Annotated in this window: 26 protein-coding genes; 20 read left to right on the top strand and 6 right to left on the bottom strand. The window is 42.7% G+C overall.

Annotation, left to right across the window (positions count from 1 at the left end):
* Positions 1 to 7: 7 nt before the first annotated feature.
* The 4 genes from NZ043_RS08940 (at position 8) to NZ043_RS08925 (ending at position 6,294) form a co-directional block, all read left to right on the top strand.
* Positions 8 to 1,861, top strand: a complete 1,854-nt coding sequence (locus tag NZ043_RS08940) for a hypothetical protein (RefSeq protein WP_133386384.1) — start codon at positions 8 to 10, stop codon at positions 1,859 to 1,861.
* A 193-nt stretch (positions 1,862 to 2,054) separates the two neighbouring features.
* On the top strand, positions 2,055 to 3,194 hold the full coding sequence (locus NZ043_RS08935; RefSeq protein WP_133386383.1) for a 5-methyltetrahydropteroyltriglutamate--homocysteine S-methyltransferase: 1,140 nt from the start codon (positions 2,055 to 2,057) through the stop codon (positions 3,192 to 3,194).
* 368 nt (positions 3,195 to 3,562) lie between these two features.
* The gene (locus NZ043_RS08930) at positions 3,563 to 5,506 is read left to right on the top strand and encodes a hypothetical protein (RefSeq protein ID WP_133386382.1); all 1,944 of its coding nucleotides are present in this window, start codon (positions 3,563 to 3,565) and stop codon (positions 5,504 to 5,506) included.
* A gap of 26 nt (positions 5,507 to 5,532) precedes the next feature.
* A complete protein-coding gene (locus tag NZ043_RS08925; protein ID WP_133386381.1) occupies positions 5,533 to 6,294 on the top strand; it encodes a leucine-rich repeat domain-containing protein in 762 nt (253 codons plus the stop codon).
* A 157-nt stretch (positions 6,295 to 6,451) separates the two neighbouring features.
* Here the strand turns inward: NZ043_RS08925 and NZ043_RS08920 are convergent, their stop codons facing one another.
* A complete protein-coding gene (locus tag NZ043_RS08920; RefSeq protein WP_339312704.1) occupies positions 6,452 to 7,543 on the bottom strand; it encodes a GntR family transcriptional regulator in 1,092 nt (363 codons plus the stop codon).
* A 434-nt stretch (positions 7,544 to 7,977) separates the two neighbouring features.
* Between NZ043_RS08920 and NZ043_RS08915 the strand changes: the two genes are divergently transcribed.
* From NZ043_RS08915 to NZ043_RS08895, 5 genes are all read left to right on the top strand, one after another.
* Positions 7,978 to 9,594: an FGGY-family carbohydrate kinase gene (locus NZ043_RS08915; protein WP_339311532.1), complete on the top strand. Its 1,617-nt coding sequence runs from the start codon at positions 7,978 to 7,980 to the stop codon at positions 9,592 to 9,594.
* A gap of 1 nt (position 9,595) precedes the next feature.
* Positions 9,596 to 10,291: an L-ribulose-5-phosphate 4-epimerase gene (locus tag NZ043_RS08910; protein WP_036611813.1), complete on the top strand. Its 696-nt coding sequence runs from the start codon at positions 9,596 to 9,598 to the stop codon at positions 10,289 to 10,291.
* A gap of 273 nt (positions 10,292 to 10,564) precedes the next feature.
* The gene (gene araA, locus NZ043_RS08905; protein ID WP_339311530.1) at positions 10,565 to 11,983 is read left to right on the top strand and encodes an L-arabinose isomerase; all 1,419 of its coding nucleotides are present in this window, start codon (positions 10,565 to 10,567) and stop codon (positions 11,981 to 11,983) included.
* A gap of 148 nt (positions 11,984 to 12,131) precedes the next feature.
* The gene (locus NZ043_RS08900; protein ID WP_339311528.1) at positions 12,132 to 12,902 is read left to right on the top strand and encodes an AAC(3) family N-acetyltransferase; all 771 of its coding nucleotides are present in this window, start codon (positions 12,132 to 12,134) and stop codon (positions 12,900 to 12,902) included.
* Between the two features lie 336 nt (positions 12,903 to 13,238).
* On the top strand, positions 13,239 to 14,933 hold the full coding sequence (locus tag NZ043_RS08895) for a diguanylate cyclase (protein WP_339311526.1): 1,695 nt from the start codon (positions 13,239 to 13,241) through the stop codon (positions 14,931 to 14,933).
* Between the two features lie 75 nt (positions 14,934 to 15,008).
* Here the strand turns inward: NZ043_RS08895 and NZ043_RS08890 are convergent, their stop codons facing one another.
* The 5 genes from NZ043_RS08890 to NZ043_RS08870 all read right to left on the bottom strand — a co-directional run bounded on the left by NZ043_RS08890 (position 15,009) and on the right by NZ043_RS08870 (position 18,661).
* Positions 15,009 to 15,356: a helix-turn-helix transcriptional regulator gene (locus NZ043_RS08890; RefSeq protein WP_133386376.1), complete on the bottom strand. Its 348-nt coding sequence runs from the start codon at positions 15,354 to 15,356 to the stop codon at positions 15,009 to 15,011.
* Between the two features lie 253 nt (positions 15,357 to 15,609).
* On the bottom strand, positions 15,610 to 16,266 hold the full coding sequence (locus NZ043_RS08885) for a DUF1871 family protein (protein WP_133386375.1): 657 nt from the start codon (positions 16,264 to 16,266) through the stop codon (positions 15,610 to 15,612).
* Positions 16,267 to 16,427: 161 nt separating this feature from the next.
* The gene (locus NZ043_RS08880) at positions 16,428 to 16,859 is read right to left on the bottom strand and encodes an SMI1/KNR4 family protein (RefSeq protein WP_133386374.1); all 432 of its coding nucleotides are present in this window, start codon (positions 16,857 to 16,859) and stop codon (positions 16,428 to 16,430) included.
* A gap of 40 nt (positions 16,860 to 16,899) precedes the next feature.
* Positions 16,900 to 18,003 (bottom strand): colicin E5-related ribonuclease, encoded by a 1,104-nt coding sequence (locus NZ043_RS08875; RefSeq protein WP_133386373.1) that lies wholly within the window; start codon positions 18,001 to 18,003, stop codon positions 16,900 to 16,902.
* Between the two features lie 232 nt (positions 18,004 to 18,235).
* The gene (locus tag NZ043_RS08870; RefSeq protein ID WP_133386372.1) at positions 18,236 to 18,661 is read right to left on the bottom strand and encodes a hypothetical protein; all 426 of its coding nucleotides are present in this window, start codon (positions 18,659 to 18,661) and stop codon (positions 18,236 to 18,238) included.
* A gap of 844 nt (positions 18,662 to 19,505) precedes the next feature.
* On the opposite strand from NZ043_RS08870, the gene NZ043_RS08865 reads away from it, so the two are divergent.
* The 11 genes from NZ043_RS08865 to NZ043_RS08815 all read left to right on the top strand — a co-directional run bounded on the left by NZ043_RS08865 (position 19,506) and on the right by NZ043_RS08815 (position 25,885).
* Positions 19,506 to 20,651 (top strand): WXG100 family type VII secretion target, encoded by a 1,146-nt coding sequence (locus NZ043_RS08865; protein WP_339311521.1) that lies wholly within the window; start codon positions 19,506 to 19,508, stop codon positions 20,649 to 20,651.
* Positions 20,652 to 21,059, top strand: a complete 408-nt coding sequence (locus tag NZ043_RS08860) for a contact-dependent growth inhibition system immunity protein (RefSeq protein ID WP_133386369.1) — start codon at positions 20,652 to 20,654, stop codon at positions 21,057 to 21,059. It abuts the gene before it with no gap.
* A 4-nt stretch (positions 21,060 to 21,063) separates the two neighbouring features.
* The gene (locus tag NZ043_RS08855; protein ID WP_206105802.1) at positions 21,064 to 21,522 is read left to right on the top strand and encodes a pentapeptide repeat-containing protein; all 459 of its coding nucleotides are present in this window, start codon (positions 21,064 to 21,066) and stop codon (positions 21,520 to 21,522) included.
* Between the two features lie 571 nt (positions 21,523 to 22,093).
* Positions 22,094 to 22,582: a hypothetical protein gene (locus tag NZ043_RS08850; protein WP_133386368.1), complete on the top strand. Its 489-nt coding sequence runs from the start codon at positions 22,094 to 22,096 to the stop codon at positions 22,580 to 22,582.
* A gap of 51 nt (positions 22,583 to 22,633) precedes the next feature.
* Complete coding sequence (locus NZ043_RS08845; protein ID WP_240768214.1) at positions 22,634 to 22,933, top strand: hypothetical protein; 300 nt, start codon at positions 22,634 to 22,636, stop codon at positions 22,931 to 22,933.
* A gap of 64 nt (positions 22,934 to 22,997) precedes the next feature.
* Positions 22,998 to 23,408, top strand: coding sequence for a hypothetical protein (locus NZ043_RS08840; RefSeq protein WP_133386367.1), 411 nt, complete (start codon positions 22,998 to 23,000; stop codon positions 23,406 to 23,408).
* Positions 23,409 to 23,491: 83 nt separating this feature from the next.
* Positions 23,492 to 23,674 (top strand): hypothetical protein, encoded by a 183-nt coding sequence (locus NZ043_RS08835; RefSeq protein WP_133386366.1) that lies wholly within the window; start codon positions 23,492 to 23,494, stop codon positions 23,672 to 23,674.
* Positions 23,675 to 23,922: 248 nt separating this feature from the next.
* Positions 23,923 to 24,402: a hypothetical protein gene (locus NZ043_RS08830; RefSeq protein ID WP_133386365.1), complete on the top strand. Its 480-nt coding sequence runs from the start codon at positions 23,923 to 23,925 to the stop codon at positions 24,400 to 24,402.
* 30 nt (positions 24,403 to 24,432) lie between these two features.
* Entirely contained in the window at positions 24,433 to 24,762 is a 330-nt protein-coding gene (locus tag NZ043_RS08825) for a hypothetical protein (RefSeq protein WP_133386364.1), read from the top strand.
* Positions 24,763 to 24,805: 43 nt separating this feature from the next.
* Complete coding sequence (locus NZ043_RS08820; RefSeq protein ID WP_133386363.1) at positions 24,806 to 25,303, top strand: hypothetical protein; 498 nt, start codon at positions 24,806 to 24,808, stop codon at positions 25,301 to 25,303.
* Between the two features lie 60 nt (positions 25,304 to 25,363).
* On the top strand, positions 25,364 to 25,885 hold the full coding sequence (locus tag NZ043_RS08815) for an SUKH-4 family immunity protein (RefSeq protein WP_133386362.1): 522 nt from the start codon (positions 25,364 to 25,366) through the stop codon (positions 25,883 to 25,885).
* Positions 25,886 to 26,106 lie beyond the last annotated feature (221 nt).

Here is a 26,106-nt window from a genome sequence, read left to right as displayed (position 1 = left end):
GATAAAGATGCTCATTGTGCTTCATTTTGTGATGGGAGTTTTATTGATATTCTCCTTTCTTGGTTATATGCAATTTGTACGGAAGGCACTTTCACTACGTTGGGAATTCACCCCTGTATTCGTGTTTTCATTAATTGCCTGCTTTGTATTTCTGAGTGGTTTGGCAGGGCAGCTCTTTACGGGCAGCCTTGTCATCCTAATTGCAGGTTTGCTTTTATATGGGGGAATGTTGTTTCTCAGGCTGAGCCGAGGGGCATCATTACGTATGTCCTTTTCCATATTTCAATTTTCATTCCTGGCAGGGACTTTTGTTTTCTTGCTGTTGCTCTTTCAGAACCAGTTAACACATTACGATAATTTCTCCCACTGGGCTATCGTACTGAAGCAGATGCTGAGTACAGATGCCTTTCCAACGCCAGACTCCAACCTGATTGATTTTAAAAACTATCCGCTGGGGACTTCGTCATTTATCTATTATGTCTGTCGCTTCATGGGGCATTCCCAGTCCGTAATGCTTTTGGCACAAGGATTGCTTATCTTTTCCTGTTTTTATGCCATGTTTGGCATTGTTTCGGAGAAGAAACGCTTTCTTCTGTACGCCTTTCTTGGACTCGGGTTATCTACACTTTCTTTTTTCAATCTTACGATTCGGATCACCAATCTGCTCGTGGATTTCTTGCTTCCGATCTACGCGCTCGCAATCCTGGCGGTAATCTACCAATATCGTAATGAGATCAAAAAAGCATGTATTGTTGTTCTTCCGCTTGCGGGCTTACTGACCATCATCAAAAGCACGGGTATTATTTTCGCCGCGATCGGCCTGATCTTCCTGGTGTATACATGGCTAAAACATAAGCAAAAATTCAGTTGGAAAACAGCCCTCGCTGTAGTGGGTACGATCTGCGGTGCACTGATTCCATACTTTGGCTGGAGCTGGCGAATGGCAACGGTGTTCCAAGGCATTGATAACAAGTTCGATGTGGCTACTTCGGGGATTCAGGCTGGCAAAACGCCGGAGCAGATGCGTGAGATTCTGTGGACTTTCCTCAAGGCCAGTACGGATCTGACGACACGGCCAGTGATCGGCATTGTTATTTTCCAGCTTATCGCGATTGCAGCATCTGTATTTGCCATCGTGGTGCTTAAGAAGAAGTGGAACTTGTGGAAAGCATTAATTGCTTTGGACGTTGTTCTGTTACTGTACTATGCGGGTATTCTGGCGTTGTATCTCTTCTCCATGCCACTGGATGAAGCCATTGTCCTGGCTGGATTTGAGCGTTATGCGTCCAGTATCGTGGTGCTGTTCGCCGGTGGACTGGTGTTGTGCGCTGCGATCGACCTGGAGCGTTCATTTCACTATCGGATTGGTGAAGTGCCTGATTATCAATCCTTTAAGACGGTCGAGACGAAAGGTCATTATCAGAAAGGCATTATCGGCTGTATGGCTGTTGCCGCCACCATCCTTTTGTCCGAATACAACGGTATCGTGTCTATCGCCCAAAGCTATGATACAACGCTCCCTTACAAGATTCATGCGGTAACTGGTGATCGGTGGTACTCAGGTGGGCAGGAGGATAATAACAGATATCTCTTCTACGCCTCAGACAGGGACCAACAGGTCACGAACTATTACATGCAATATGTAGGGAAGTATTTCTTGTATGCTCCTCATGTGGACGGGATTGTGTTGTTCTATGAGGATAATATGGATAACCTTCTAAGCGGCTATGATTATCTAGTGGTCATCGAGACCGATCTCAACGCCAAGTGGTTGCTGAAAAAGCATTATGGCATCGACATGCAAGAGGGTATCTACAAAATCACCCGTTCCGGGGATCAGATCGTTCTTACGTTGACTTGAGATCATAGGTGTGGAGACCCTCTTCCGGACATCCGGTCAGGTAAGATTGAATACATGATTTATATATAGAGTCCCCTTAAATATAGCCCGCTATAGCTAATGCCTATAGCGGGCTATAACTCTTTCGTAGAACAGTTATTCCGATCGGATATGTTATATTTAATTCTATAATGATAAACGGGGAGATTAAACTATGAGCGTACAAACAGAACCTAAACAACGAACAGTCACTCCATTTCGATATGATATTGTGGGCAGTTTCCTGCGCCCGAGTGCGTTGAAGGATGCCCGATTAAAATACCAGAACGGCGAAATTACCACGGAACAGTTGAATGAAGTGGAGAATGCCGAGATTGTGAAACTTGTACAGAAACAAAAAGAGGTAGGCCTTCAGGCTGTAACGGACGGCGAATTCCGCCGCTCTTGGTGGCATCTGGACTTCTTCTGGGGATTGGATAGTGTAGAGCGGACGATCATCGAGGAAGGTTACCGATTCAACGGTGCAACATCCAGACCGGAAACAGCTCGTCTGAGCGGCAAAATCAGCTATAGCAGTCATCCATTTGTAGCGCATTATGCCTTCTTGAAAGAAGCGGCTGGGGAAGACGTTGTTGCCCGTCAGTCCATCCCAGCAGCTGCACAGTTCCTATTCGAATTGGACCGGGCAGATAATAAGGAAAGCACACAGGCCATCTATCCGAACCGCCAAGAGCTTCTCTCGGACATTGCCGGGGCGTACAAAGCATCCATCTTGGCCTTTTATGAAGCCGGCTGCCGCAGCATCCAGATTGATGATTGCACATGGGGCGCACTGTGTGACCAACAGTTCATCACAGTGATGGAGCAGATTGGCGTTAATGTGGAAGAGTACGCAAACGAACTTGCAAAACTGAACGAAGATGTGTTATCTGGCCTGCCGGAAGACCTCGTGGTAACCACTCATGTCTGCCGCGGTAATTATGTTTCGACATTTGCAGGAGTCGGTGGCGGTTACGAGCCGATTGCGCAGACACTTCTGAGCATCGATAACTACTCTGGATTCTATCTGGAGTTTGATACGGAACGGGCTGGTGACTTCAAGCCACTTCGTTTCCTGAAGGACAATCAGCAGGTTGTACTTGGCCTCTTCTCTTCCAAATTCGGAGAGTTGGAGAACAAGGAAGATATCCTGAAACGGATTGAGGAAGCTACACAATATGTTGATCTGGATCGAATCTGCCTGAGCCCACAATGCGGATTCGCTTCCACGGAAGAAGGCAACCATCTGACCGAGGAACAGCAATGGCGCAAGCTTGCCTTCATTAAGGAAATTGCTGAAGAGCTCTGGAAGTAGGAAGTAACATTTGCAGCGTCATTCATCATTCACTCATGTGTTTATGTATAAGAAAAAATCGCTAAAAAGCCGTACGGACCATCATCCGTATGGCTTTTTGGTGTAAGTCCTCACTTTTGAGTGGATATTTGATCAGAGCCCATAACAGCCAAGAGAGTAAAGCAAGGGGGAGATATGAGAATAACGGATCAGCCCATATTATATTAGGGTTACATTCCTTGGTGAAGTAGTCCATTATCCATTCTTAACGGAACAGTTATAGGATGAGAGCAGGAGGGGTTCTATTAAATTAGGATGAGGATAATATCAATGTATTTCGTTCCAGATCATGGTATATTTCTAGTATTAAATAATGTAAGGAGATAACTATGAGTCGCACACTAGTTTTTTCACTAAAAGTAATACCTCTGCTGTTAACTACGATTCTGCTGTTTTCCCTAATTTCTGTACATCCTGCCCAGGCAGAGGGTGAAGTTGCGAACATTGAGGATGCTGTAGTAAAAAGTCAGTTGAACCTTAATTGGTCTTCGTTGGATGAGTTAAATAGTGGATTTTCCCATTCCATTGCCTATGGTGGAGGGATTTATATGATGCCAGCTGCTGGAGGCTATGTGAAAACCTCTAAGGACGGAGTTACATGGAAGACAATCTATACCGGGAATCCAGTAGATTTTAGTTTGATTATTCGTGGAAAGTCAGAATTCATGGGTTTTCGTGAGGAAGCAGATATCGTAACCGTATGGACATCCACTGATGGTCTGTCATGGGAGAAGTTAAATAATTCAATACATATAAGATTTTTAAAAGACGCCGTATGGAACGGGAAACGATATATTGCAGTTGGTGGAACAACATATGAAGGAAAGATTTTCTCTTCAGAGGATGGATTAACGTGGACCGAGCGAAAAACAGGGATCTCCACCAATTTTACAGCCGTAGCATGGGGCAATAATACCTTCGTGGCTCAAGGTTATGAAGGCGGAGTCGTAGCGGTATCCAAAGACGGAATCACCTGGAAAAAGGTGAAGACCAATCAGCCCAATTATGAGCAAGTTTGGGATATGACCTATGGCGGTGGAGCTTTTGTTGCTGTAGGGGATGCAACGATCATGACCTCGAAGGATGGACTGAAATGGACATACGTATCGTCCAAAGCCTTTTGGTCCAAGGTGTACTGGGCAAAGGACAGGTTTTATATTTTTGGTTTTGAATATGTGAATAAAGCCAATCATGTCTTGAAGGAGGTCAACTGGACATCCAAGGATGGTAAGAGCTGGAGCGATGCTGGGTTTGCAACTAGCCCTAAGCAGAACCCGTTTTTTACCATTCACAACGGCAAACAGTATATAACGATTACGGATGCTGGTATTCAAACATCTGCGGATGGGCGCAAATGGAAGCTGACAAAGCGATATCCTTTTGTGCTTCCAAGTAACGTATATGAAGCAGCAGTAAGCAAGGATAGGCTGGTGCTGGTGGGTGGGTATCGTAGCCAGCTTAACTTCCTTTCCGTCAGCTCGCAGGGTTCTGCAAAGATGAACACGGCTGGCAAATGGCAATCTTCTTATGTGGATCAAGCGTATCCACTTCGGGGAGTTGTATGGTCAGGGAAGGACTTTTTTGCGGTAGGAGATAACGGGAAGATGATGTCCTCTGTTGATGGGGTAAAGTGGACGGTCATTAAATCACCGACAACTCAATCACTTACGAGCGTGCTGTATGCTAAAAATACGTATTACGTGGCAGGCGAGGCCGGCACGATTCTTTCTTCCAAGGATAGGAAGACGTGGAGGACCCTAAACACTAATGTAAAGAAAAAAATCAATGCGATGGCATCAAACGGCACAACATTGGTAGCCGTTGGAGAAAAAGGGCTTTTGCTCGTCTCCGAGGATGGTCTGAAGTGGAACGAAATCCCGGCACGGTTTCCTGGGCATAATTTCGATGTGGTATGGGGTGACGGAAAATTTGTCGTGACCACTGCCAGTTACTATGGGAATGCACAGAGTGCGGTTATTTTGACTTCAGAGGACGGTAAGAAATGGGCGAGGACAGAGTTCCGTGACGAATTATATGCTCGTGGAATGAACACTGGATTCTTTGGCATCTCATACGTGGGCAATCTCTTCATTGCTGTTGGCAGTGAAGGTTCCATCTTCCTTTCCGATGACGCTGAGAAATGGACCAAGCAGGATGTCTTGACGGTAGACGATTGGTACGATGCGGTGGAGTTTAAAGGGAAAGTGTACGTCTTTGGAAATACAGGTAAAATCGTTACGGCTGACCTCAACTCCTTGAAACGGAGCCACTAATTAAGATGCTTAAAGGGAGAATCTATATGCGTAATCAATTCATCAAAAGTATGATCGTTTTATGTTTGGTTTTTGTACTATTACCGACCACTATTATCTCGGCTGCATCGCTTATCAAAGACCCGGTCCTGGCCAAAGTTATTCGGACAGATTTGAAGATGTCGGCTAAGAAGGAACTAAAGGCTGCTGATTTGAAAAAATTAAAATCCATATATGCTATGGAAACAAAAAGTAAGATTTCTAACCTGCAAGGTCTTGAACATGCCGTTAATATGACGGATTTATTCTTGCCTGACCAAAATATAAAAAATATTAAACCACTTAACAAGTTAAAAAAATTGACGTTCTTAGCTGTTGAAGGCAATCAGATTGCAGATATCTCGCCACTTATAGGTCTGACTAATCTGCAAAATCTGGTTATGGACGATAACAAAATCAAAAGCCTGGCTCCATTAAACAATATGCGTAAGCTAACCAGTCTACTCGCCAGTGGGAATCAGGTGACTGATCTAAGTCCTCTTCAGAAGTTAAAGTTGGAATGGGTTATTATGAATGATAATAAAATTCAAGATCTGACACCTTTAAAGAACCATCCAACCTTGGAGTATCTATATGTAGAAGATAACCTCATTAAGGATATTGCAGTGCTCGAAACCATCCCACATCTAACAGAGGTATATTTGGCTAATAATCCGTTGAATGAGCGTGCAGAGCAGGTTGTGAAAAAATTGGAGAAGAAAGGCGTCGTTGTAAGTCTGGTAAGCGAAGAAGCGGATCAGTCGAAGTAGTTTCGATTAGAGAAGATGTATATGTATATGTAAGAAGAAGTAATCCCTCATTAATAGTGAACAAGAACAAAGAAGGCCGCAGATATTCTCGCGGCCTTCTTTAAGTATGTTGGAAAGTGACGCTCGGTAACAACTTAACGCCCATCCCACAACAATATTATTCCACTTCGATCTCCTTCACCGTCTCTCCCTCAACCAGCACCGGTTGATAGTAGGTGTTTGTTGGCAGATCCTTTTTGCCTTGCAGATTCTTGATCACCCAGTCGGCAGCGTCGCGGCCCATTTGTTCTTGGGGGTGGGTTAGCGTTGTAAGCCTGATGTTGGCGTTCTTGGCGATATACGAATTGTCTTGTCCAATGATGGATAACTCATCCGGGATCGAGATGCCCAGTTGCCTGCAGGCGTGCACGACCTCCAGTCCCACCTCATCGTTGTAACAGACGATCGCGGTGAGCGCATCCCTGTTTTCGTCCAGATACGTTGCTACATTAGAGGATAACTCTGGTTTCGATGCGGTATCAAAGGAAAGCACTTGCTCAGGATGGAACCGTAACTTCGCTTCACCCAGTGCCTTGATGTATCCTTTCATCCGGTACTTGCCTTGTAGATCATCCATTTTGGAAATAATGCCAATCTGGGTGTGGCCTTTGGCAATCAATTCCCGAGTGGCAAGATAACTGGACTGCACGTCATCCAGACAGAAGAACGGAACCTCCAGCTCCTCATAGAACGCATTAATCATCGTAAACGGCACATCCTGCTCCTTGAACGACAGGTAGTATGCAATATTGGGATTGTAGAGATTACTTTTGGTCGGTTCGACGATCAGGCCATCGACGCCGTAGGAGAGCATCATTTCGAGGGCTTTTTTCTCCTGCGCTACATCATTATTGGTACTGGCCAGCAGTAACGAGTAGTTGTCCTCATTCAGACGACTCTCAATGCCGCGGATAATGGACGGAAAGATATAATCCGAGATGTATGTCGTGATCACACCGATCGTTTTCTTCGACGTATTGCCGCCTGATCGTGATCGATACTGATTGCTAACGTAAGTGCCTGACCCCTTTTCGCTTCGTAAAAACCCTTCATTAGATAACTCCAAAATAGCCTTCCGCACCGTCTGGCGACTTACATTGTAGCTTTCCTGTAATGCCAACTCGGTTGGGATCTGTTCGCCTATGCTATATGTCCCCGAAAGGATATGAGTCTTAATATCATCAATGATGACCTGGTATTTTGGCTTCACGTAGTCCACTTCTTTCATCGTTACTCATCTATATCAATGTTGTTGTTCAAATAGTTGTACGTACATATTCTAGCATGATTCAGATGGGATGAAAATAAAACCGAACATTTTTCGAAATAAACCGTACATATCCAGCCTTTATGGATGGAGGTGTACCTTACAGCATAGCCATTTTATAGCCATATAAGACCTCTGAATGGTCAAATAGAGTACATTATGTGTTCTTTGTAAGTATAACTATTATATATTATTGACAAATGTACGTACAAAAAATATACTAAGGCTGTCAGAAAAGGAAAGCGCATTCTTTGAAAACACAACGGAACGCATCTATACAAAATTCATTATTAGCTACTGTCATAAGTAAGAGCTTCACCTTATATATGCATCCTTTGGGATGTGAAATCGCGACCGGAGAGGGGATACACGTGATTATGAGTCAACTGGACTTGAAAGAAGCCATTACCAAGGGCGCTACTTCGCTCGGTATTGAATTTGGATCAACGCGGATTAAGGCGGTGTTGATTGACGAGCGTTTTGAAACCATCGCGTCAGGCAGTTATGAATGGGAGAACCTCCTGAAAGATGGATATTGGACGTACAACCAGGAGGATATCATCACAGGCCTGCAAACGGCTTATCGTGAGATGAAGCAAGATGTGGAACAGAAATACGGAATTACGCTGCGAACGGTCGGTTCTATCGGATTCTCGGCCATGATGCACGGATATATCGCATTGGATAGCGCAGGTGAAATGCTGGTACCTTTCCGAACCTGGCGTAATGCTACGACGGGAGCAGCTGCAAGGGAGCTAACGGAACTTCTGCAATTCAATATTCCGGAACGCTGGAGCATCGCCCACTTGTACCAAGCCATTTTGAACGAAGAGGCACATGTGCCACAGATCGATCACCTGACAACTTTGGCTGGATATATCCACTGGTTGCTGACGGGCAATAAGGCGATTGGGATCGGCGATGCATCAGGCATTTTCCCAATTGACGAGTCTACACATAACTATCACCCATCCATGATCCAACAGTTCGACGAACAGATCGCAGGCAAAGGTTATCCGTGGAAAGTCGAGGACCTTCTGCCCAAGGTATATCTCGCTGGTGAGAATGCAGGTGTATTGACGGAAGCGGGAGCCAAGTTGCTCGACCCTTCGCAAGATCTGCAAGCAGGCATTCCGCTCTGTCCGCCAGAAGGCGATGCCGGAACAGGTATGGTGGCAACGAATAGCGTGAGAAAACGTACGGGGAACATCTCCGTGGGCACATCCGTATTTGCGATGATCGTACTGGAGAAGGAATTATCCAAAGTGTATCCCGAGATTGATATGGTCACCACGCCGGATGGTAGCCCAGTAGGAATGGTGCATGCCAACAACTGTTCCAGTGATATCAACGCATGGGTGGGATTGTTCCGCGAATTCTCTCAAGCGATGGGATATGAAGTGGATAACGGTAAGTTGTTTAGCGTGTTGTTCAACAAGGCTTTGGAGGCAGACCCTGATGGTGGCGGCTTGCTCAGCTACGGTTACTACTCAGGCGAGAACATTACGGGACTTGAGAAAGGCCGTCCATTGTTCGTCCGCTCCCCGGAAAGCAACTTCAATCTGGCAAACTTCATGCGGACACATCTGTTCAGTGCATTCGGTGCACTCAAGCTGGGCATGGACATTTTGACGGAGGAAGAGAATGTAGCCATTGACAGCATTTTGGCTCACGGTGGCCTATTCAAGACCCCTGTGGTCGGACAACGAATTGTAGCTGCTGCAATGAACGTACCGGTATCAGTGATGTCTACCGCTGGTGAAGGCGGCGCATGGGGCATGGCACTTCTGGCTTCGTACATGATCAACAAGGATCAAGAGGAGAGCCTGGATGTGTTCCTGGAGCAGAAAGTCTTTAACGATGTGGAGGGAGTCGAAGTGGCGCCGGATTCATCGGATGTGAAAGGGTTTGAAGCATTTATCGAACGCTACCGGAGTGGACTCACAATTGAGCATGCAGCTGTAAACCATCTGGTAGAAAACGGGAGGGAATAACATGTTAGAACAACTGAAAGAAGAGGTATTCCAGGCGAATCTGGAACTGCCAAAGCATGGACTTGTAAAATTCACATGGGGTAACGTCAGCGCAATCGATCGGGAAAGCGGTCTGTTCGTGATCAAACCAAGTGGCGTCAGCTACGATACGATGAAAGCAAGCGACATGGTTGTGGTTGATCTGGACGGTAACGTCGTGGAGGGAGAAATGAGACCTTCCTCGGACACCGCAACACATGCCGTACTATATAAGCATTACTCGGAGATTGGCGGTATTGTGCACACACACTCCACGTGGGCGACTATCTGGGCGCAAGCCGGACTGGACGTACCTGTTATGGGAACCACACATGCGGACACGTTCTATGGTGCGGTGCCTTGTGCACGGTTCTTGAACCAGGACGAGGTGGATCGTGGATACGAAGCAGAGACAGGACGCGTCATTATTGAAACGTTTGAACAGCGTGGGATTGATGTTATGGCTGTTCCGGCAGTACTACTCCATGGTCATGCACCGTTTACGTGGGGGAAAGATGCCAAGTCTGCGGTGGTGAACAGTGTCGTGCTGGAGGAAGTGTGCAAAATGAACCTGTACGCGCGGCAATTAAATAACTTCGCGAAGGAACTACCACAAGGCATTTTGGATAAACACTATCTGCGAAAACACGGAAAAGACGCGTATTACGGACAGAAGTAATTAGGTTATAACAGTGACTGGAAGCGTGTTCTGGCTTCCAAGTGGTTTAGTGTGGGAATGATTTGTTCAACTATACTTTTTACACGATAACGGAGAAGACAGAAGAAAGCTGGAGAAGCGGAGCGTTCGCCTTTATCACAGGATTTTCCCTTTGCAAAAAGGGAATCAAAAAAATCCGGGGATAACCAGCGATCGAAAGATTATTCTGGCTGCGCAGTGTGCTAGTGTAAACCCATTAGTTCAACTATAAAATAATGAAATGAGGATGATTATATGTCAGCAGCAAAAGAATTCTGGTTTGTCGTCGGTTCACAGCACTTGTACGGAGAAGAAGCACTGGGCGAAGTAAAAGCCAATGCACAGAAAATCACCGATGCCCTTAATGCAAGCGGCGTACTGCCGTACCCGCTCGTATTGCAGGATCTGGCGGTAAGCGCAGATAAAATCACGAGCACGATGAAAGAAGTCAACTACCGCGATGAAGTAGCGGGTGTCATCACATGGATGCATACGTTCTCCCCGGCGAAGATGTGGATTCGTGGTACAAAATTGCTGCAAAAACCTTTGCTTCACTTGGCAACCCAATTCAACGAAAGCATTCCTTGGGCAACCATCGACATGGACTTCATGAACTTAAACCAAGCGGCACATGGTGACCGCGAATATGGCTTCATCAATGCCCGTCTGAGAAAACAAAATAAAATCGTTGTTGGCTACTGGGAGCGCCCAGAAGTTCAACAGCAGGTTGCAGACTGGATGGACGTAGCGGTAGCTTATAATGAGAGCTTTAACATCAAAGTAGCGCGCTTCGGTGATAACATGCGCAACGTGGGCGTAACCGAAGGTGATAAAGTAGAGGCACAGATCCAATTTGGATGGACGGTTGATTACTTCGGCATCGGCGACCTCGTGCAATACGTGAACGCTGTAACAGAGCAGGAAATCGATGATTTGATCGCTCAGTACGGAGACCTCTACGAATTCGATTATGGCACGAACAGCAAGGAAGCTTGGGAAGCCAGCGTACGTGTGCAAGCGAGTTATGAAATTGCGATCAAACGTTTCCTGGACGAAGGTGGTTACAGTGCCTTCACTACAAACTTCGAAGATCTGCATGGTATGAAACAACTTCCGGGTCTGGCCGTGCAACGCCTGATGGGTCAAGGGTACGGATTTGCCGGTGAGGGTGACTGGAAAACAGCTGCGCTGGATCGCTTGCTGAAAATCATGGCCCATAACGAGAACACAGGCTTCATGGAAGATTACACATACGAGATGGCCGCTGGACAGGAAGCGATCCTGCAATCTCACATGCTTGAAGTAGATCCGACACTGGCCAGCACCAAACCGAGAATCATCGTGTCCCCACTGGGTATTGGCGATCGTGAAGATCCGGCACGTCTCGTATTCGATGGCAAAGCAGGCGAAGGTGTCGTGGTATCCATGGCAGACTTCGGTACCCACTACAAACTGTTGATCAATGAAGTATCTGCATTTGAGCCAACTGTTCCAGCGCCTAACCTGCCGGTAGCACGTGTTCTGTGGAGCGTGAAGCCAAACTTCCAGGACGGGGTAAAAGCATGGATCGAAAATGGTGGTGGTCACCATACGGTTGTATCCTTAAACCTGACGACAGATCAGATCGTGACGTATGCGAAGCTGGTGAATCTGGAGTACGTTATTATTAAGTAAAAGTTGAGTGGTAGCTACTGCCTGAACTCATACAAATTCTTTCTCTGTGGCCGGGGGTTAACCCTCGGCCCTTTGTTTGTTATGCTGAGAAGCTGAGCAAGGATTTGCTTTTTCATCGAAAAGGGATAAGAAATGAAGGAGGAAAGACATGTATACAAAAGAAAGCTTGATGCAGCAACTTGAGCAGCTTGGTATGGATAGGCAAGGCACATTGCTCATTCACTCTTCAATGAAAAGTATTGGCGAGGTTGAAGGTGGAGCAGACACGGTGTTGGATGCCTTTAGCGACTATATGAAAGAGGGATTGTTGGTGCTTCCCACGCATACGTGGTCTACCATTAATGCGGATAACCCAGTGTTCCACGTGGAAACTTCTGTATGCTGCGTAGGCATTCTGCCTGAGCTTTTCCGTAAACGTCCGGGCGTGGTTCGTTCGTGGCACCCTACGCACTCGGTAGCAGCACTCGGAAGGGATGCAGAGGCATTTACGAAGGATGATCATCTCTTCGATACACCGTGTGCGAGAGGTTCAGCATGGGGGAAACTGCTCGATCGAAAAGCGACGATCTTGTTAGTAGGCGTTGACTTGAAGCGGAATACATTTATCCATGGGGTCGAAGAGTGGGTGGACATCCCTGGCAGAATGACGGACGAGCATGAGATGCTTTATACGGTTTTACCAGATGGAAGCCAGATTTCAGTACCATCCCGCAGGCATTGTGGGTTGCCATGGTCAGAGCATTTCTGGAAAGTAGACGAGGTATTGGTTCGCGAAGGTGCGATGCGTAAAGGAAAGCTCGGTGATGCGGTTGTTAGAGTGTGTGATGCGACTAAGACAGCAGAGGTAATTACGGAAATGCTGAAGGATAACCCCGATCTATTCACGGACAACCTCCCTCTAAATGCAGTAACCGAATGATATAAGGGCCGTCCGATAGCCGGATGGCTCAATATGAATTACTTGATGATAGCTGAATAACTCCCGAGTAGCTGATCTTCCTCTCCTATTTGTACTCTAAACCTTCAAAAGCATTTATAAATCATCAGAAATAGATCAGCATTTCGATCAGAGGTTGGTCGGACTTCCAGTGTATGGGCTACTCACCCTTATGGTGGTGTGATAAGATATGGTTAAATTAACCAATAAGTATGGCGTAGCAGAATTGTATAGGTGTTTATTGAAGTTATATATAAGTATCACATAGAATCATGAACAACCACGTTGTCATTGTAGCATCTAAGAAGGAGAAGATTCGTGAACCCATTAGTATGGTATGATCTCTTTTTATTTGTCCTATTGTTCGGTGTAGGTGTATATGTGTTTGCTACGGTTAGAATTACGAACTTACATAAGGTGTACTTTTTGTTTCACGGGTTGATGATGCTCTGGCCTTTCTGCCAATTTGCGAGTACGCTCACGGACGATTCCGGTCTGCAATTGTTCTATGTGACGTTATCATTCGTCGCGGTCTCCCTGCTTGGGAGCGGATGGCTTCTACTGACGATTTTTATTACCGGTTATTCAGAGCGTTTGAGTGCAAAAGGAACGTTCCTGCTATTTGTCCCTGCGGTGATCGGGGCTATAGGTGTAGTCGCAAATCCATGGAATGAGTTCGTCATCCCACTGGAGGGTGGATACATCGAACGGGCTTACGGGCCTTGGTTCTGGGTTGTGATGGTTATTCTGGTGAGCTATTTCTTGGCGTCCCTCGTCGTCCTGTTCCGGGCGGTGTATTCATCGCAGACGTCTGCCATGATCAAAAAACAGGTGAGGATTACCCTATGGGGTATCTTTGTCTTGGCTGTGTTTGCAACAATTGATGCGATTCTAAATGTCGTTCTAGCCCGCTGGTTGCCGATCATTCCTGGCATGACTTCGCTGGGGATCTTTCTGTCGGACCTGTTCTTTGTCTATGTGATCAAAAGATACAATGTGTTCGATCTGGTCTCCATCGCGCATGAGGATGTGATCAATACCATTCCATATGGCATCCTGGTACTGGATGAGAATGAAGTCATTGTTGAAGCAAACAAAGCCTCAAGATCCTTTATGGATCTGCATGTGGGGGATTCTTTTGATATGGAAGCCTTTCTGGAGTCTGTTCATGTCGTGGGTAGCTGCCGGGAGTTCGTGAATCATTATAAGAAAAAAGAAAATACCCTCTCCCACATTGAAGTAATCGTGGAGCGGGACAACAATATCCGGCACTATATCCTGCAATCTTCTCCGATTGTGGATTCGGCACTTGTGCCGATCGGTCATATTCTCACGTTTCAGGATGTCTCACAGGAGCGTTTCTACGTGAAAGAGATGAATCGCCAGAACGTAACGCTTCAGGAGCGAAATCAGGCGCTGGACTTGATACGTCAGGAGTTATCCGAGGCCAATCGCAAACTGGAGGAACTCGCGCTGACGGACAGTTTAACCAACTGTTACAACCGCCGTTATCTGACCCAACATCTTAACCACGAGGTCATTACCAATATTCAATACAAAACACCATTCTCACTCCTGCTGCTTGATATCGACTACTTCAAAGCGATCAATGATCGCTATGGGCATGTCATCGGGGATGAAGTGCTCGTTCGCACGGCGGAAGCTGTCAAACAATCGATTCGCAGCACCGATATCCTGACGCGTTATGGCGGGGAAGAGTTCATGATCTACCTTCCGCATACGGAGCATGACTTGGCGAACCAAATCGCAGAGCGCGTAAGAACAGCTGTGGAGTCCAACCACATCATGGTGGATCACGAGATTATGCAGGTGTCCATTACGATTAGTATTGGGATTCTATCCTTTGAGGATTTTGAAGTTGTGCATGTACCGGACAATCCGGAGGGGTATTTGACGCAGCTATTCGCTGCGGTGGATAAGGCACTGTATCAGGCGAAGCAGAATGGGCGAAATCGGATTGAGTTTGCGGCGTTTGAGCGGGGTGTTGTTTGAAAAGAGAAATAAGAGAAGAGTGGAGACGTACTCCACTCTTTTTGGTGTTAGCGTATGATTTTGATGTAGAGATATTTATTCGGAATTTTTATGTGATTTTTCGATAGCATTTAAAACTTCTTTGCTAATTTTGGTCAATGATAAGATTATATCTGTACTTTTGCCGCTTATTAGAGTTATATGTTCATCCAAGGCTCTTTTGTACTCAGAGTCTTCTTTAAATTTAAAGATTTCTTCAGCAGTGACCTGCAATCCATTCATTATTTTCTCAAGAGTCTCCAAAGAAATGTTACGATCTCCCCTTTCAACCCCACCAATATAGCTGTAATGAAGCCCTGCTGCTTCGGCCAGTTGTTCCTGAGTCCAGCCTTTTGCTTTCCTTAACTCACGTATTCGATTTCCTACGTCCTCTGGTAAACTCATTTGATCACCTCCACTTAAGGTTAGAAGAGGTTATAGAATCCTTACAGACTAATAAGGTGCACAGCATTGTTGGAATCATTGCGGGAAGAGGCGACAGAGAAACAGATTGGGCGGTATAGGGTGATTTTGGAGGGGATAGGATAAGAGCGTATTTAAGTTGATTAAATAGATATACACTCTGAGCGTTGAATAGACTGCCTATGGTTGTGTTGATCATACGCAGTCTTTATTTACCTGAGTCATAGTTGTATACTCACTCACGGTCAGGAAGAATCGGCTTTTTATTTTGTAAATTAAACCAAGCTTCAATATGATCACTTAAAGATGGAATATCGCTGATCCCCTTCTCGCATAATTCGTTATACTTATGGCCTAAAATTCCTTTTAGATCATAATTTTTCTTATATTCGTCTGTTAATCTTGCCTGATATACTTCATATGGTTCCAAGCTGTAGTTTTGGTTGCGAGTCTCAAGACCAAGATACAACTTCCATTGTAACTCGCCATGGAAAGCATCTATACATGTAGCTAATTCGTTGTACAACTTCCCTGGATTGCGAAATCTGAAATAAAATCCAGGCGTGTGATGATAAATGTCCTCTCTTGCAAACATATTATATCTGGCCCATTCGTAGGTACGAAGCTTAGATAATGTATAGCCTATGAGGTGCGGCAGTTCGAGAATTTTGTTCGCAATATTTGTACATGACTCTAAACTTTCAGTGAATATATCGCTCCCAAATCTTCTCCTGAACATCGTGTATATTTCTTTAGCTAAGTTATGTTTATCCAAGCTGGCGTTAAGAATATATTCTTCAATTTGTTTTACCTCTTCCTCATATTCATCCTCAGGAGCGTAGGGAAATACATCAATGGGGTCCCATTCCTCTATTATTTTTTTAACTAACATATGTAACACCTCTTATTCAAAATCCTTTATAGATTCGGTGGGGCCGGTCATTACACAAATATTTTCCCGAATCAGAAGCTTTTATCGGTTATCATGAGAGCATCCTTTCAAGATTCTGATTCTAGTATAGACTCCATCCTTACTGGATGAAGTCAGATTGTTTAATTAAATTGTTGGATAAATGCTGTGAAGTCTGTGGCGGCCAGATGACCACCCAAGGTGTTGTAAGAATTTATCGTTTCAATATAGATAATATTAGGCTGAGAATTGTGGCTGTAATTAAAACAAAACAGGTTACCCTCTACATCTATAGCAAAAGGAAAATGATTAGGAGGAAGGTTGTTCTTTTGCTCATTATATACATCCAATATATCAAGCTCATCAAATGCGATGAAGGTTAAGAAGGAAGAAAACATCACTTTTTTTCCACTAATGTTCAACGTCCGTTGGGCAGGTTCTGCACCGTGATATTTTTCTATGAAATGAATGTACTCAGAGGGAAATTGTATACCCCAAGTCTTTTCCACTGTCTTTACGGTATGAATATCAACAGGAGGATACTCCGTGCTCCATGCATTATTATTATCGACCATTTGATCTACTCCCTATTAATAATTGAATTTAAACCCGGAGCTATTTAATCCAATTTATATCATCATCTGACCAGTATGTGCTCCAATTAGGATCATCTACCTGACTAACTTGGATGATTTCTCCCGTGTCGTTTCTTCTAACGGCGTAACCGCCATCTTCATGATAGTATACAGTGACGGGCGCATTATTCTGTCCTTTTCTTTGGTCAATCCAATCCACTGTGCCTGCCGGCTCATGCATAGCTTCACCCAATCGTTGATCATTCCAACCACGTTCAGCAATTTGATCTGCAATACTTTTGCCACCTCTTTTTGTAGGCTCTTGGCTGTAGTGAAAGGGAGCTCCAGAATAACTATTTAAATTCGTATCTGCTTCTTTTCCCTTTCCCCCTCCAGAATCCGTATGGGGCGAGTGATGCTGTTTGCCATCAGTGGACTTGATCCCGACTTTTCTACCGAAGATTCCGAGGAGCATAGAAGTTGTGATATTTGCTGCGTACTCTGCTCCGCCTTCTTGCTTCATTTTATCGAACTCAGCTGCAATATGCTTTTCTGCCTGTTCTCGGGTATCTCCGTTATCCCACGCATAGTTCCAACTAAAGGCGATTCCACTCCCTATGTCGGTAACGGTACCAATGGTATTATCATACAAGAAGTTACCCGCAGTATCTAATGGATGTTCGATAAGGTCTTTACCTAGTTGCAGGGCAGAGTCCCCAATCGCTAATATGTTTTCTCCGGCCTGATTGAAAAAGGCATCAACATGTTCCTCAACGCTACGTTTAGGAGGGGGATCGTTAGGGCCGCAAACAAGATCATTGGTACGAGGTGTGCCCGGATTGGCCTGATACTGCAGTAACGCAGAGATGTTAACCATAGTAGAATCGGTATCGACAAAACGTTCCCGAATCTGTTCCAAACGAAGAGATATTGTATGCAGCAACTCCAGCGTGGTATTCAGGTTTTTCTCTGCATAACGGTATAAGTGGGCAAAGCGTTCGGCTGTCTCGCCTTCAAAACCGCCGAGTAGGGGAGTGAGTTGGCCGTTTAATCTAGTCAGTGTTTGTTGCAAGTGCCCGTGTCCTATCTTAAACACGCCAATCGTGTGTGTCATTTGATCCACAGGGATCTGTATCTTTGTCATCGTCTCAATCCTCAGTTCTTGATCTATACTATATTTTAATCCATGTTAGATGCTGTTTGTGAGGACCTATAGTTCTATTTGTTTGTACCCATTCTCCTGAAATCCTCAAACCGAGATGTATTGTTTGTGCCAGGAATAATCTGACTGTTAGGAGGGGCATCTCCCCATTAGAAATGATAATGTTGATTCCGTTTTATTTGAGTATAAATGCTCAATTATGCTTTAAAAAACTTTATTCTATGGCATCATAAAGTTCCGACATTCGGTCAGCCAATTCCAACTGTGGCTGCATTCGCTGATGATTCATATCGGTAGGTGTCATGTACAGCACTTCTTTTCCCTGCTCAAGCATCGTGACATGGAACAATACCCCTGTTGCATCTTCTTGGTCCGGATCAAGTACGATTTCTAAATCACGTACCTTTTCAATCCATTCCTGAATCAGCACTTGATCTGTAGTTATTTTTTTAGTGCCATCACTGCCGCTCATCATTTCAATAGAATCAACCTGTGTAATTTCGCCAGGATAGAAGGTGTATAATTCCCTTGATACTTTACTTACTCCGACTTGATCGGGCTGATTAGAACTTTGGCAGCCGCTAAGAATCAGGATCATAACTGTAGCAATCATTAAGACGATAAATGAATATCTTCTCATGGTACTCCCCCTCTTTAGTCCCTAAACGAATTTTGTATTTGGAATGTTCCGCATAAACTCTATTTTGTTTAATCCTTAAAGTACATCGATGTTACTGGTGGAGGTGTGTCCATATGAAATTTATGAAGGTGTTGTTAATATGTTCACTGTTATTTATATTGAGTGCATGTACCATTTTTAATTCAAATGATCAATGGGTTCAAGGGTATGTAAAAGAGATTGATCAATCGAACAAAAGAATTCTTGTAATAAGTGATTTGGTACCAGAGGATCTTCAGGAAGATACTAATAAATTAATACAATCAAACAAATATAGTGAAGTATATTGGGTTAGTGGTATAAACCTGTCTAAGTTTAATGTTGGGGACGAGATAGAAATAACCTATGATACTTTAGAGACATCGTACCTTAGAAATATACTAAGTTAGCAAATGAGTAAAACAAGATGGCTTAAATCGATTTAATATATGAAGAGTGTTGTCTATGCTGATTTAGTGCAACACTCTTCTTTCTTTTTGCTTAGAAATCTGTATGTGATTTAGTTGACTCCAGAGTTTGAAATAGTTTGCACTTCAAACTTCACTTTTGAATCATTGCGGGAAGAGGCGACAGCGGAGCAGATTGGGCGGTATCGGGTGATGCTGGAGGAAATGAAGTAGGAAAGGTATTTACTGAAACTGGTAGGATATGCCTTGAAGTGGGTATATGCATATAGGACCATAGCACCGATGAGTAGCACAGCTTGTGTTTTTACCATGGTGAAATCAGGATGTTAGCCGGATAGTTTACATATTACACTTCTGCTAACATAGGATAATCCTATTTCAAATGAGCGGAGAAACGTATGAGTACAATCAAAGTTACCCCTGAACAACTACATCACGTATCGAATCAGGTGGATCAAGCCAGACAACAGTTGGAGAGTATACGAAGTGATCTGACGAGACAGATCATGTTCGTTCAGATGATGTGGATGGGCGCGACGCAGGAGCGATTTTACTATGAGTTCGAGCAGTCACGACCTATACTGGATAAAGCGTTGGAGAGTATGGTGAATACATCCAAGGGATTGAAGGATATCGCCACGCGTTTCCAAGATGCAGATGCTCAGAAGGGAAGTCTGGGTGGTGCGTTTGGAGCAGTCGGTGCTGCAGCTATGATGACCAAATCAACAGGTGATTCAGGTTCGGGTGACAAGGGCTATCGGATGGCGCAAATCAATATGTTCGGTAAATTGGTATGGATGCCCGTCAACGAGAATGGTGTTGCGGATCAGGCTGCTCTTCAGGCTTATCAGAGGGATCAGGGAAATCTGGACTTTAATCGCATGCAAGCTGTGAACGTTGAACCGCCTGGGGAAGATATTTTTGCGTTACAGATCAAGGCGTTTGAGATGGGCATTCATCCTACGACAGGAGAGCCTGTATCGTATAAGTATGCTCAGATGATGGTTGCGTCTCTGAAGTTTAGTCAGATATTCATGGCGATTCAGATGGTTCGTGGGAGTATGCCGGGACGTTCAGGACCGTTTAAAACTTCGTCATCTGGCTTGGCATCTAAGATTCAGAATAATATAAAGAAAGCTGAATCGGAAGCCAAAATGGGTAATAAGCCAGCGGAGAAAACAGTTGAGGGAACACCGAGCTCTCCTATTGTCGAGGATCTTTCTAGAGCGCAACAAAGGAACCTTACAACATTGGATAATATAGTTGATAAGCATCTTACTGAGATGGATTTTTCCGGTACTTTACGTGATTTGCAAGGAAACCCAGTGCCGAACAAAAAAACAGGCGGGTATTGGAATCATTTACAAGAGATGCAGGACTCATATAAAGGATTAAGTAAAATAAAACGCGGATTAGAAGGTTCTCTACAGAACCCTAATCTATCGCCTTCACTGAAAGGTACATTGGAGGGAGCCTTAGACAAGGCCAATACTAATTTGAAAAAAATCGAGGATTTATTTGAACCATTTGGAGGAATAAAATAAATGAGTAAATTAATTAAAGAAATATATTCAATAGATCAAAATATCCAGACTGATAACTCTGATTCACCTTTGGATCATTGGTACGATAGACTTGTAAATAAAAAAGTGAATGAGCTTGATTTAGAAGATGTTAGTAGAATGTTGGGCCAACATGTATTTATAGATCTTGGTATAGAAAAGGCTATAGAAATTTTATCAGAAGATCCCCTTGCTGGGGAGATGTATGATGGACATTTGTTGAAGCTTCTTTGTTCTATTGAAACGAATAATTTCAGAGACTTATCACAACTAAAAAGATTACTCCAGACTATCAAGAGTAATCTTTCTCAATTTGAATGGGCTGATGAAGAAGATCAGGAAGAGTACGCTGAGTTATTAGAACTTTTTTTGAAAAAGGTTGGCCTTTAAAGCTATGAATCAAAATTTAGCTCTTAAATTTGAGCTTCACAAAAAGTGGGTAGAGACTAGTGGTCAAGAAGGTGAGAAGCTACGATTACAGGAAGTTGATTTTCAACATTATGAGTTAACTGGTTTGTGTTTGGAACAATCGTATATGACTAGCTGTAATTTTGATAATCTTAGTCTGAACAACATGGATTTCCATGCCTCAGTTCTAATTTCGTCAACTTATAATGACGCAGAATTAGTGGATGTTGATTTTTATAAGTCGGACTTATGGTATGCTGAATTTTCTAATGCAACTTTGAATGGCGTAAGATTTGCTAGAGGTGATTTTTGGGAGACTGATTTTAAAAGGGCTACGATTATAGATTGTAATTTTTCGGCAAGTAGCTTCTCTCTAACTGACTTTAGTAGCGCTTCATTAATAAATGTAGATATAAGCGAATCGAGGTTTGAAGGAGTTTCATAGCATTAATGTTGGCACTCCTGAAAACCCAACAGTCCTTCTAGGTCAAGATGCAGCAAACTGGTTAGAAGCCACGGCGAAGAATGAATTTTAAATTATAATTTAAAGACAAGTGCTGAATTAAATTTAAATTAACGGAGTAGGCATGTTGATAAAATATATGGATCTAGATTCTTTTAAGGAATACTTATTAAGAACTGTACATGAATTATCTTCTTATCATAACGAAGTCCTGGGTGAGAACAGTAAATTCATAATCACTCCGATTGAGGAGTTGGGTAAATCTTTAAATTCTACAGACGAATATCTTTACCGGGGAATGTTAAATCCGAATAATTTAGACGGACGCGAGTTCGATATTGATTCTGTTATAAAGATACTGGGTTGTAGAGTACCCTTCTGCCCCCTTTGGATAAAAGTTTTGCTTAAAGAAGTTAGGACTGAAGCGCCTGTAATTGAACTGCAGACGAGTTTAAGATTTCGTAAACCAAGTTTGTTACAAAACCAAGAAACGGGGCATGCTCCGTTCATAGCAGTTCTACAGTCCTTAAATTAATAAAGAAGAGGATAACTAATGGGAACCAATGCTTTTTTCCTGATAGAGCGTGAAAAGTATACGCCAGAAAAGTTTTTGTCTGACACTATGATTGCAGCATTTAACTCCGATAACCGGATTATTTTTGATAATCATAAAAATCTTGAAAATGGAAAATTCTCTTCTACAACGTTGAACATACTGGCTCATTCCTACAACAGCGACGAGAATAATCATCAATTCATTATGTATGTGAAGGCAAAGGAAAATAAGAGTGTAATATTCAGTGACTATGAAGATCTTGATTTGGATCCTGATCATGAACTCATTCGAGTAGGTACAATAGAAGAGGTGTTTGGAGCAGAAGGGGTCATTCTTCGTTTTGTTTATGAATACCTGAATCTTAATAGATCCGACTATTTTTGGGTGTCTGATTACGATTGGGTCTACACTTGGGAAGACATACAAAAGATAAACTCAATGATTTATGACTCTGATTGGTGCTATAAAGATCCTAAAATGATTTGAAAAATTGTAAATCGATTGGGTTCAATGTTCTAAAAATGGAGGTCACTATAATTGATCGAAGAGTTTAGAGAAGTAAAACGAAAAAGAGCGGCTCTTCATATGAACGATCCAGTAATCGAGCAATACAGAGATGAACTAATTAATATACTAAGCCAAAATGAAGATGAGACGATTCAATTCCTCAAGAACTGTAGTAAGGACGAACTTATTTGGGTTAGTGAGGTGTTTGAAGAAATAGCTTATAATCTCCAAAGTACAGAATATATCAACACCCTCAAGGAATGTGATAAAAAATATCCTGAATTAAAATTAACGAATATTATCAAGACGGCCATTTCTTACATGGATTAATCTTACCGGTATCCAGAAAGTAGGATCAAACTGGGAGATGACTAGATAGAGGTTAATGTTTAATATGTACAAACTATTAGATAATCTTTTATCAGCTGTGACGACAGTTGATTCCTGGTATGATGACGGTTGTATTATAGCAGCAGAATTATTGGAGGATTTCGGACAAAGTGATTGGGATCAGTTAACCATTGAGGTGTTGAATAAGCCACTGTACTGGAAGAAAAAACTGGCTTACTGTCTAGATAGTACACAGCACACACAAGAATTTGAAATCCTGCGTTCTCTACTTTCTGTTGAAGACAGCGAGTTGTTTGAAATATGTATAGATACATTAAGAAGTTACACATCTACTGAACATAAGCAACGAATTATAAATCATCCTATGATATTAGATCGTGTGCATAATGCAATTTCAGGAACAGGCACTGCCAGCCAAAAACTATTAGAGGAATTTCTTAAGGGGTTAAAATAGGTGAAATGAGTATAATAAGCGAGTACCTAAGTTCATTAGAGCGAGGGTAATGCTCTTTATGAGCGTTGGAGAGTTGATGAACTATGAAAGAAGATAAAGTTAGTGACTTTTATTATGTTGGTTACGAGGGGCAACCGGAAATATTAATTGTATTTGGAAACTCTGCGGAGAAAAATATCCTAAAGATGTGGAATGGATATTTTGATACATTATTGGATCTTATGTGCCAGTATGAGTCTACTGACAATGGTATTCTACAAGAGTAAAGTAACTGGTGAGCAAATAGAGAATGTTAAGAACATTGTTCCTACTCTCCCAGAAGTAGCACATCAGATATCAACATTTTTAGAACTAGGCAAAACGAACGGTTGCAGCGTGTATATTGAATACGACTGATTGAGATTAAAGAACATACTTTAAAACGATAACGCAGTTGCCAGGGCTGCGTTATTTAGTCGTTACCTTGTACGTAACTCTAAATAGGTTTAATAGTTAATCGAGAGGAGAGCAACACATGGGGCAGCTACTAACCAAAGCTATTGAACGTTTGTCGTTTATTTCATTTGAGGATACCGAAGATAGCTCACTAGAATCTTCTCATGTTCTGATTAAAGAATATCTTAGACGCGTTAATCAATTATTAAATGAGATGGATGCTTCAATAGATCAGTATCCCCTATTTAGTTTTGCTAAAATCCTTGGAAAAGCCATAGATGAAAAAGTATATCGAACCTGTTCAAAACTGGACACACTAGGAAATCCTTATGTGAAGGTGATTTGCTACGGTTATTTAGAAGTCTCCGAATTAGCAGATCAGGGAGTGGATGAAGCAATTCAATATATCGACCTCTACGAACCGATGCTAAAACTCTTCGAACTAGGTGGGAGTTTCAACATAAGACAAGGCGAAATGGTTGTAGGTAGTTCAGCTTATCCTCTTAAGTATTGGAGACATTTAAATATTTCAGTACAAGATATTAGCGACATTGAATAGGATCATGTTGATCAAACTGGGGGGATACTAATGTCCGTAGGTCTATACAGATATAACGGGGATATAGAGGCCCAGAATAGTGAGCTTACACTCAGTGAGAATATTGCTACTCAGGAATTTTATGATGAGTACTGGGAAATAGCAATACATGAATTAGGAATAGCTCTAATTCGGGATGGATCTAAAATATATTTTCACCAATTAGAAGCTGCTGTAGTTGAGTTAAAACGATTAAGTGAGTGGACAAAGGAACATTTATACGGGAGTGAGTTAGAATATATGACGGGTAGAATTGAAAATTTACTAGATATATTACCTAGCGCATTTATTAGTGAAAGTACAATCCTGTATATATTCTGAGGTTGATAGAATTGAGTAGTTGACTCTAGAGGAGGAGGTATTAATGAATCAATTATATAAAGGTATAGAAAGAATAAACAGCATCAATTGGGGTACTTCCGGTAGAACAGATGAGCCCTCAAACATGGCATTATTACAGGAGTATATTAGAAGAGCAGCAATATTGACCACTACATACAGTTTGAAAACATCGTATCCCTTTTTCAACGCTTCTCGTGCGTTCGGATATGACGTTGATCTGGATATAACTGAAAAATGTCCTCAATTAAAGGAATTGAAAAACAGTTTCCTAAAAGGAACGTGTGAAGCATATTTGGAATGGTTGTTATTATTTGATTCCGGAAATGAAATTGCGTCGGAGTTTCATGATTTGTATGAACCTTTGATTCTTTTAATCGAAAGAGGAGGACGCATTAGGAGAAAACATGGTGAGATTATTACAGGTGGCTATGCTTTTCCTCTAGCCCATGCCGAATACATGTCTAAGCAGGCACCAATTGATATAAGTGATGAGGGACTGGAAGCCTGGACGCACCAGTGATTTTTTAGATCAGTCTTATGGCTCTAGCTCAAGCATTTTAAAAGTTAGAGGAGTGAGAGTATGGATTTTGATATCGTAGAGATAAAGGACTACTATGACACGGAAATAATAAATTATGACTATACTAAATTAAAAGCTTGGGGAGTAACTGAAGAGAATGCTCATTTTTTAATCGACATTGGTGTTCCGGAACAGTATGATGATTTTTCCTTTTATGAATCTGAAGCTTTCCAAGTGAAAGTTATTGAAGGAGAAGAATATATTCAGATTGGTCAATTCGCAAGTTATGGTATGCGTGACTCGTATGGTCTGTATCTAAAACAAGGGAGCGATATGTTTTTCACAACATCATCATTGGATAAATCCAACGTATATATGCTCAATAAGAATTTGGGAACCTTCTTTTTGTTTCATCTAATTAGAAGTGAACTGGCAACTAAAATGAGACTGGAAGGTACATATACCTCAGATGAGTATGCTAGAGCACTTCGTGGTTATTTTGAGAAGATTGATCCGATAGCAATGAAGAATGTCGAAGGTTACTGGTCACATTTGCTGGAAGACTACGAAACTGGATTGTAACTTTTCGAGAAACCCTGCGTGGTTCTACCTGTAAACAATCACGGATCGTAAAGAAAATACCTACTAATCAAGCCCTCATATGTAACAAAAAACATGAAGAATCCGCTCTCATCCGAGAGTCGGATTTTTTCTCGTTCTAACACCAACATAACTCTTGTCAAAACGTAATCATTACGATATGATAATACTCATTGTTCAGATCATAATGATTACGATTAAGA

Origin of the sequence: Paenibacillus sp. FSL k6-2145, from assembly GCF_037976585.1 — a bacterium.
In the GTDB taxonomy this organism is placed as follows: Bacteria; Bacillota; Bacilli; order Paenibacillales; family Paenibacillaceae; genus Paenibacillus.
The sequence above is the reverse complement of the archived record's forward strand: the minus strand, read 5'-3'. Positions and strand labels throughout refer to the sequence as shown.

Bases quoted from the DNA above. Each gene is read 5' to 3' on its own strand.
- NZ043_RS08940 (WP_133386384.1), top strand. From the start codon at position 8: ATGCTCATTGTGCTTCATTTTGTGATGGGAGTTTTATTGATATTCTCC.
- NZ043_RS08935 (WP_133386383.1), top strand. From the start codon at position 2,055: ATGAGCGTACAAACAGAACCTAAACAACGAACAGTCACTCCATTTCGA.
- NZ043_RS08930 (WP_133386382.1), top strand. From the start codon at position 3,563: ATGAGTCGCACACTAGTTTTTTCACTAAAAGTAATACCTCTGCTGTTA.
- NZ043_RS08925 (WP_133386381.1), top strand. From the start codon at position 5,533: ATGCGTAATCAATTCATCAAAAGTATGATCGTTTTATGTTTGGTTTTT.
- NZ043_RS08915 (WP_339311532.1), top strand. From the start codon at position 7,978: ATGAGTCAACTGGACTTGAAAGAAGCCATTACCAAGGGCGCTACTTCG.
- NZ043_RS08910 (WP_036611813.1), top strand. From the start codon at position 9,596: ATGTTAGAACAACTGAAAGAAGAGGTATTCCAGGCGAATCTGGAACTG.
- araA (WP_339311530.1), top strand. From the start codon at position 10,565: ATGTCAGCAGCAAAAGAATTCTGGTTTGTCGTCGGTTCACAGCACTTG.
- NZ043_RS08900 (WP_339311528.1), top strand. From the start codon at position 12,132: ATGTATACAAAAGAAAGCTTGATGCAGCAACTTGAGCAGCTTGGTATG.
- NZ043_RS08890 (WP_133386376.1), bottom strand. From the start codon at position 15,356: ATGAGTTTACCAGAGGACGTAGGAAATCGAATACGTGAGTTAAGGAAA.
- NZ043_RS08885 (WP_133386375.1), bottom strand. From the start codon at position 16,266: ATGTTAGTTAAAAAAATAATAGAGGAATGGGACCCCATTGATGTATTT.
- NZ043_RS08880 (WP_133386374.1), bottom strand. From the start codon at position 16,859: ATGGTCGATAATAATAATGCATGGAGCACGGAGTATCCTCCTGTTGAT.
- NZ043_RS08875 (WP_133386373.1), bottom strand. From the start codon at position 18,003: ATGACAAAGATACAGATCCCTGTGGATCAAATGACACACACGATTGGC.
- NZ043_RS08870 (WP_133386372.1), bottom strand. From the start codon at position 18,661: ATGAGAAGATATTCATTTATCGTCTTAATGATTGCTACAGTTATGATC.
- NZ043_RS08865 (WP_339311521.1), top strand. From the start codon at position 19,506: ATGAGTACAATCAAAGTTACCCCTGAACAACTACATCACGTATCGAAT.
- NZ043_RS08860 (WP_133386369.1), top strand. From the start codon at position 20,652: ATGAGTAAATTAATTAAAGAAATATATTCAATAGATCAAAATATCCAG.
- NZ043_RS08855 (WP_206105802.1), top strand. From the start codon at position 21,064: ATGAATCAAAATTTAGCTCTTAAATTTGAGCTTCACAAAAAGTGGGTA.
- NZ043_RS08850 (WP_133386368.1), top strand. From the start codon at position 22,094: ATGGGAACCAATGCTTTTTTCCTGATAGAGCGTGAAAAGTATACGCCA.
- NZ043_RS08840 (WP_133386367.1), top strand. From the start codon at position 22,998: ATGTACAAACTATTAGATAATCTTTTATCAGCTGTGACGACAGTTGAT.
- NZ043_RS08835 (WP_133386366.1), top strand. From the start codon at position 23,492: ATGAAAGAAGATAAAGTTAGTGACTTTTATTATGTTGGTTACGAGGGG.
- NZ043_RS08830 (WP_133386365.1), top strand. From the start codon at position 23,923: ATGGGGCAGCTACTAACCAAAGCTATTGAACGTTTGTCGTTTATTTCA.
- NZ043_RS08825 (WP_133386364.1), top strand. From the start codon at position 24,433: ATGTCCGTAGGTCTATACAGATATAACGGGGATATAGAGGCCCAGAAT.
- NZ043_RS08820 (WP_133386363.1), top strand. From the start codon at position 24,806: ATGAATCAATTATATAAAGGTATAGAAAGAATAAACAGCATCAATTGG.
- NZ043_RS08815 (WP_133386362.1), top strand. From the start codon at position 25,364: ATGGATTTTGATATCGTAGAGATAAAGGACTACTATGACACGGAAATA.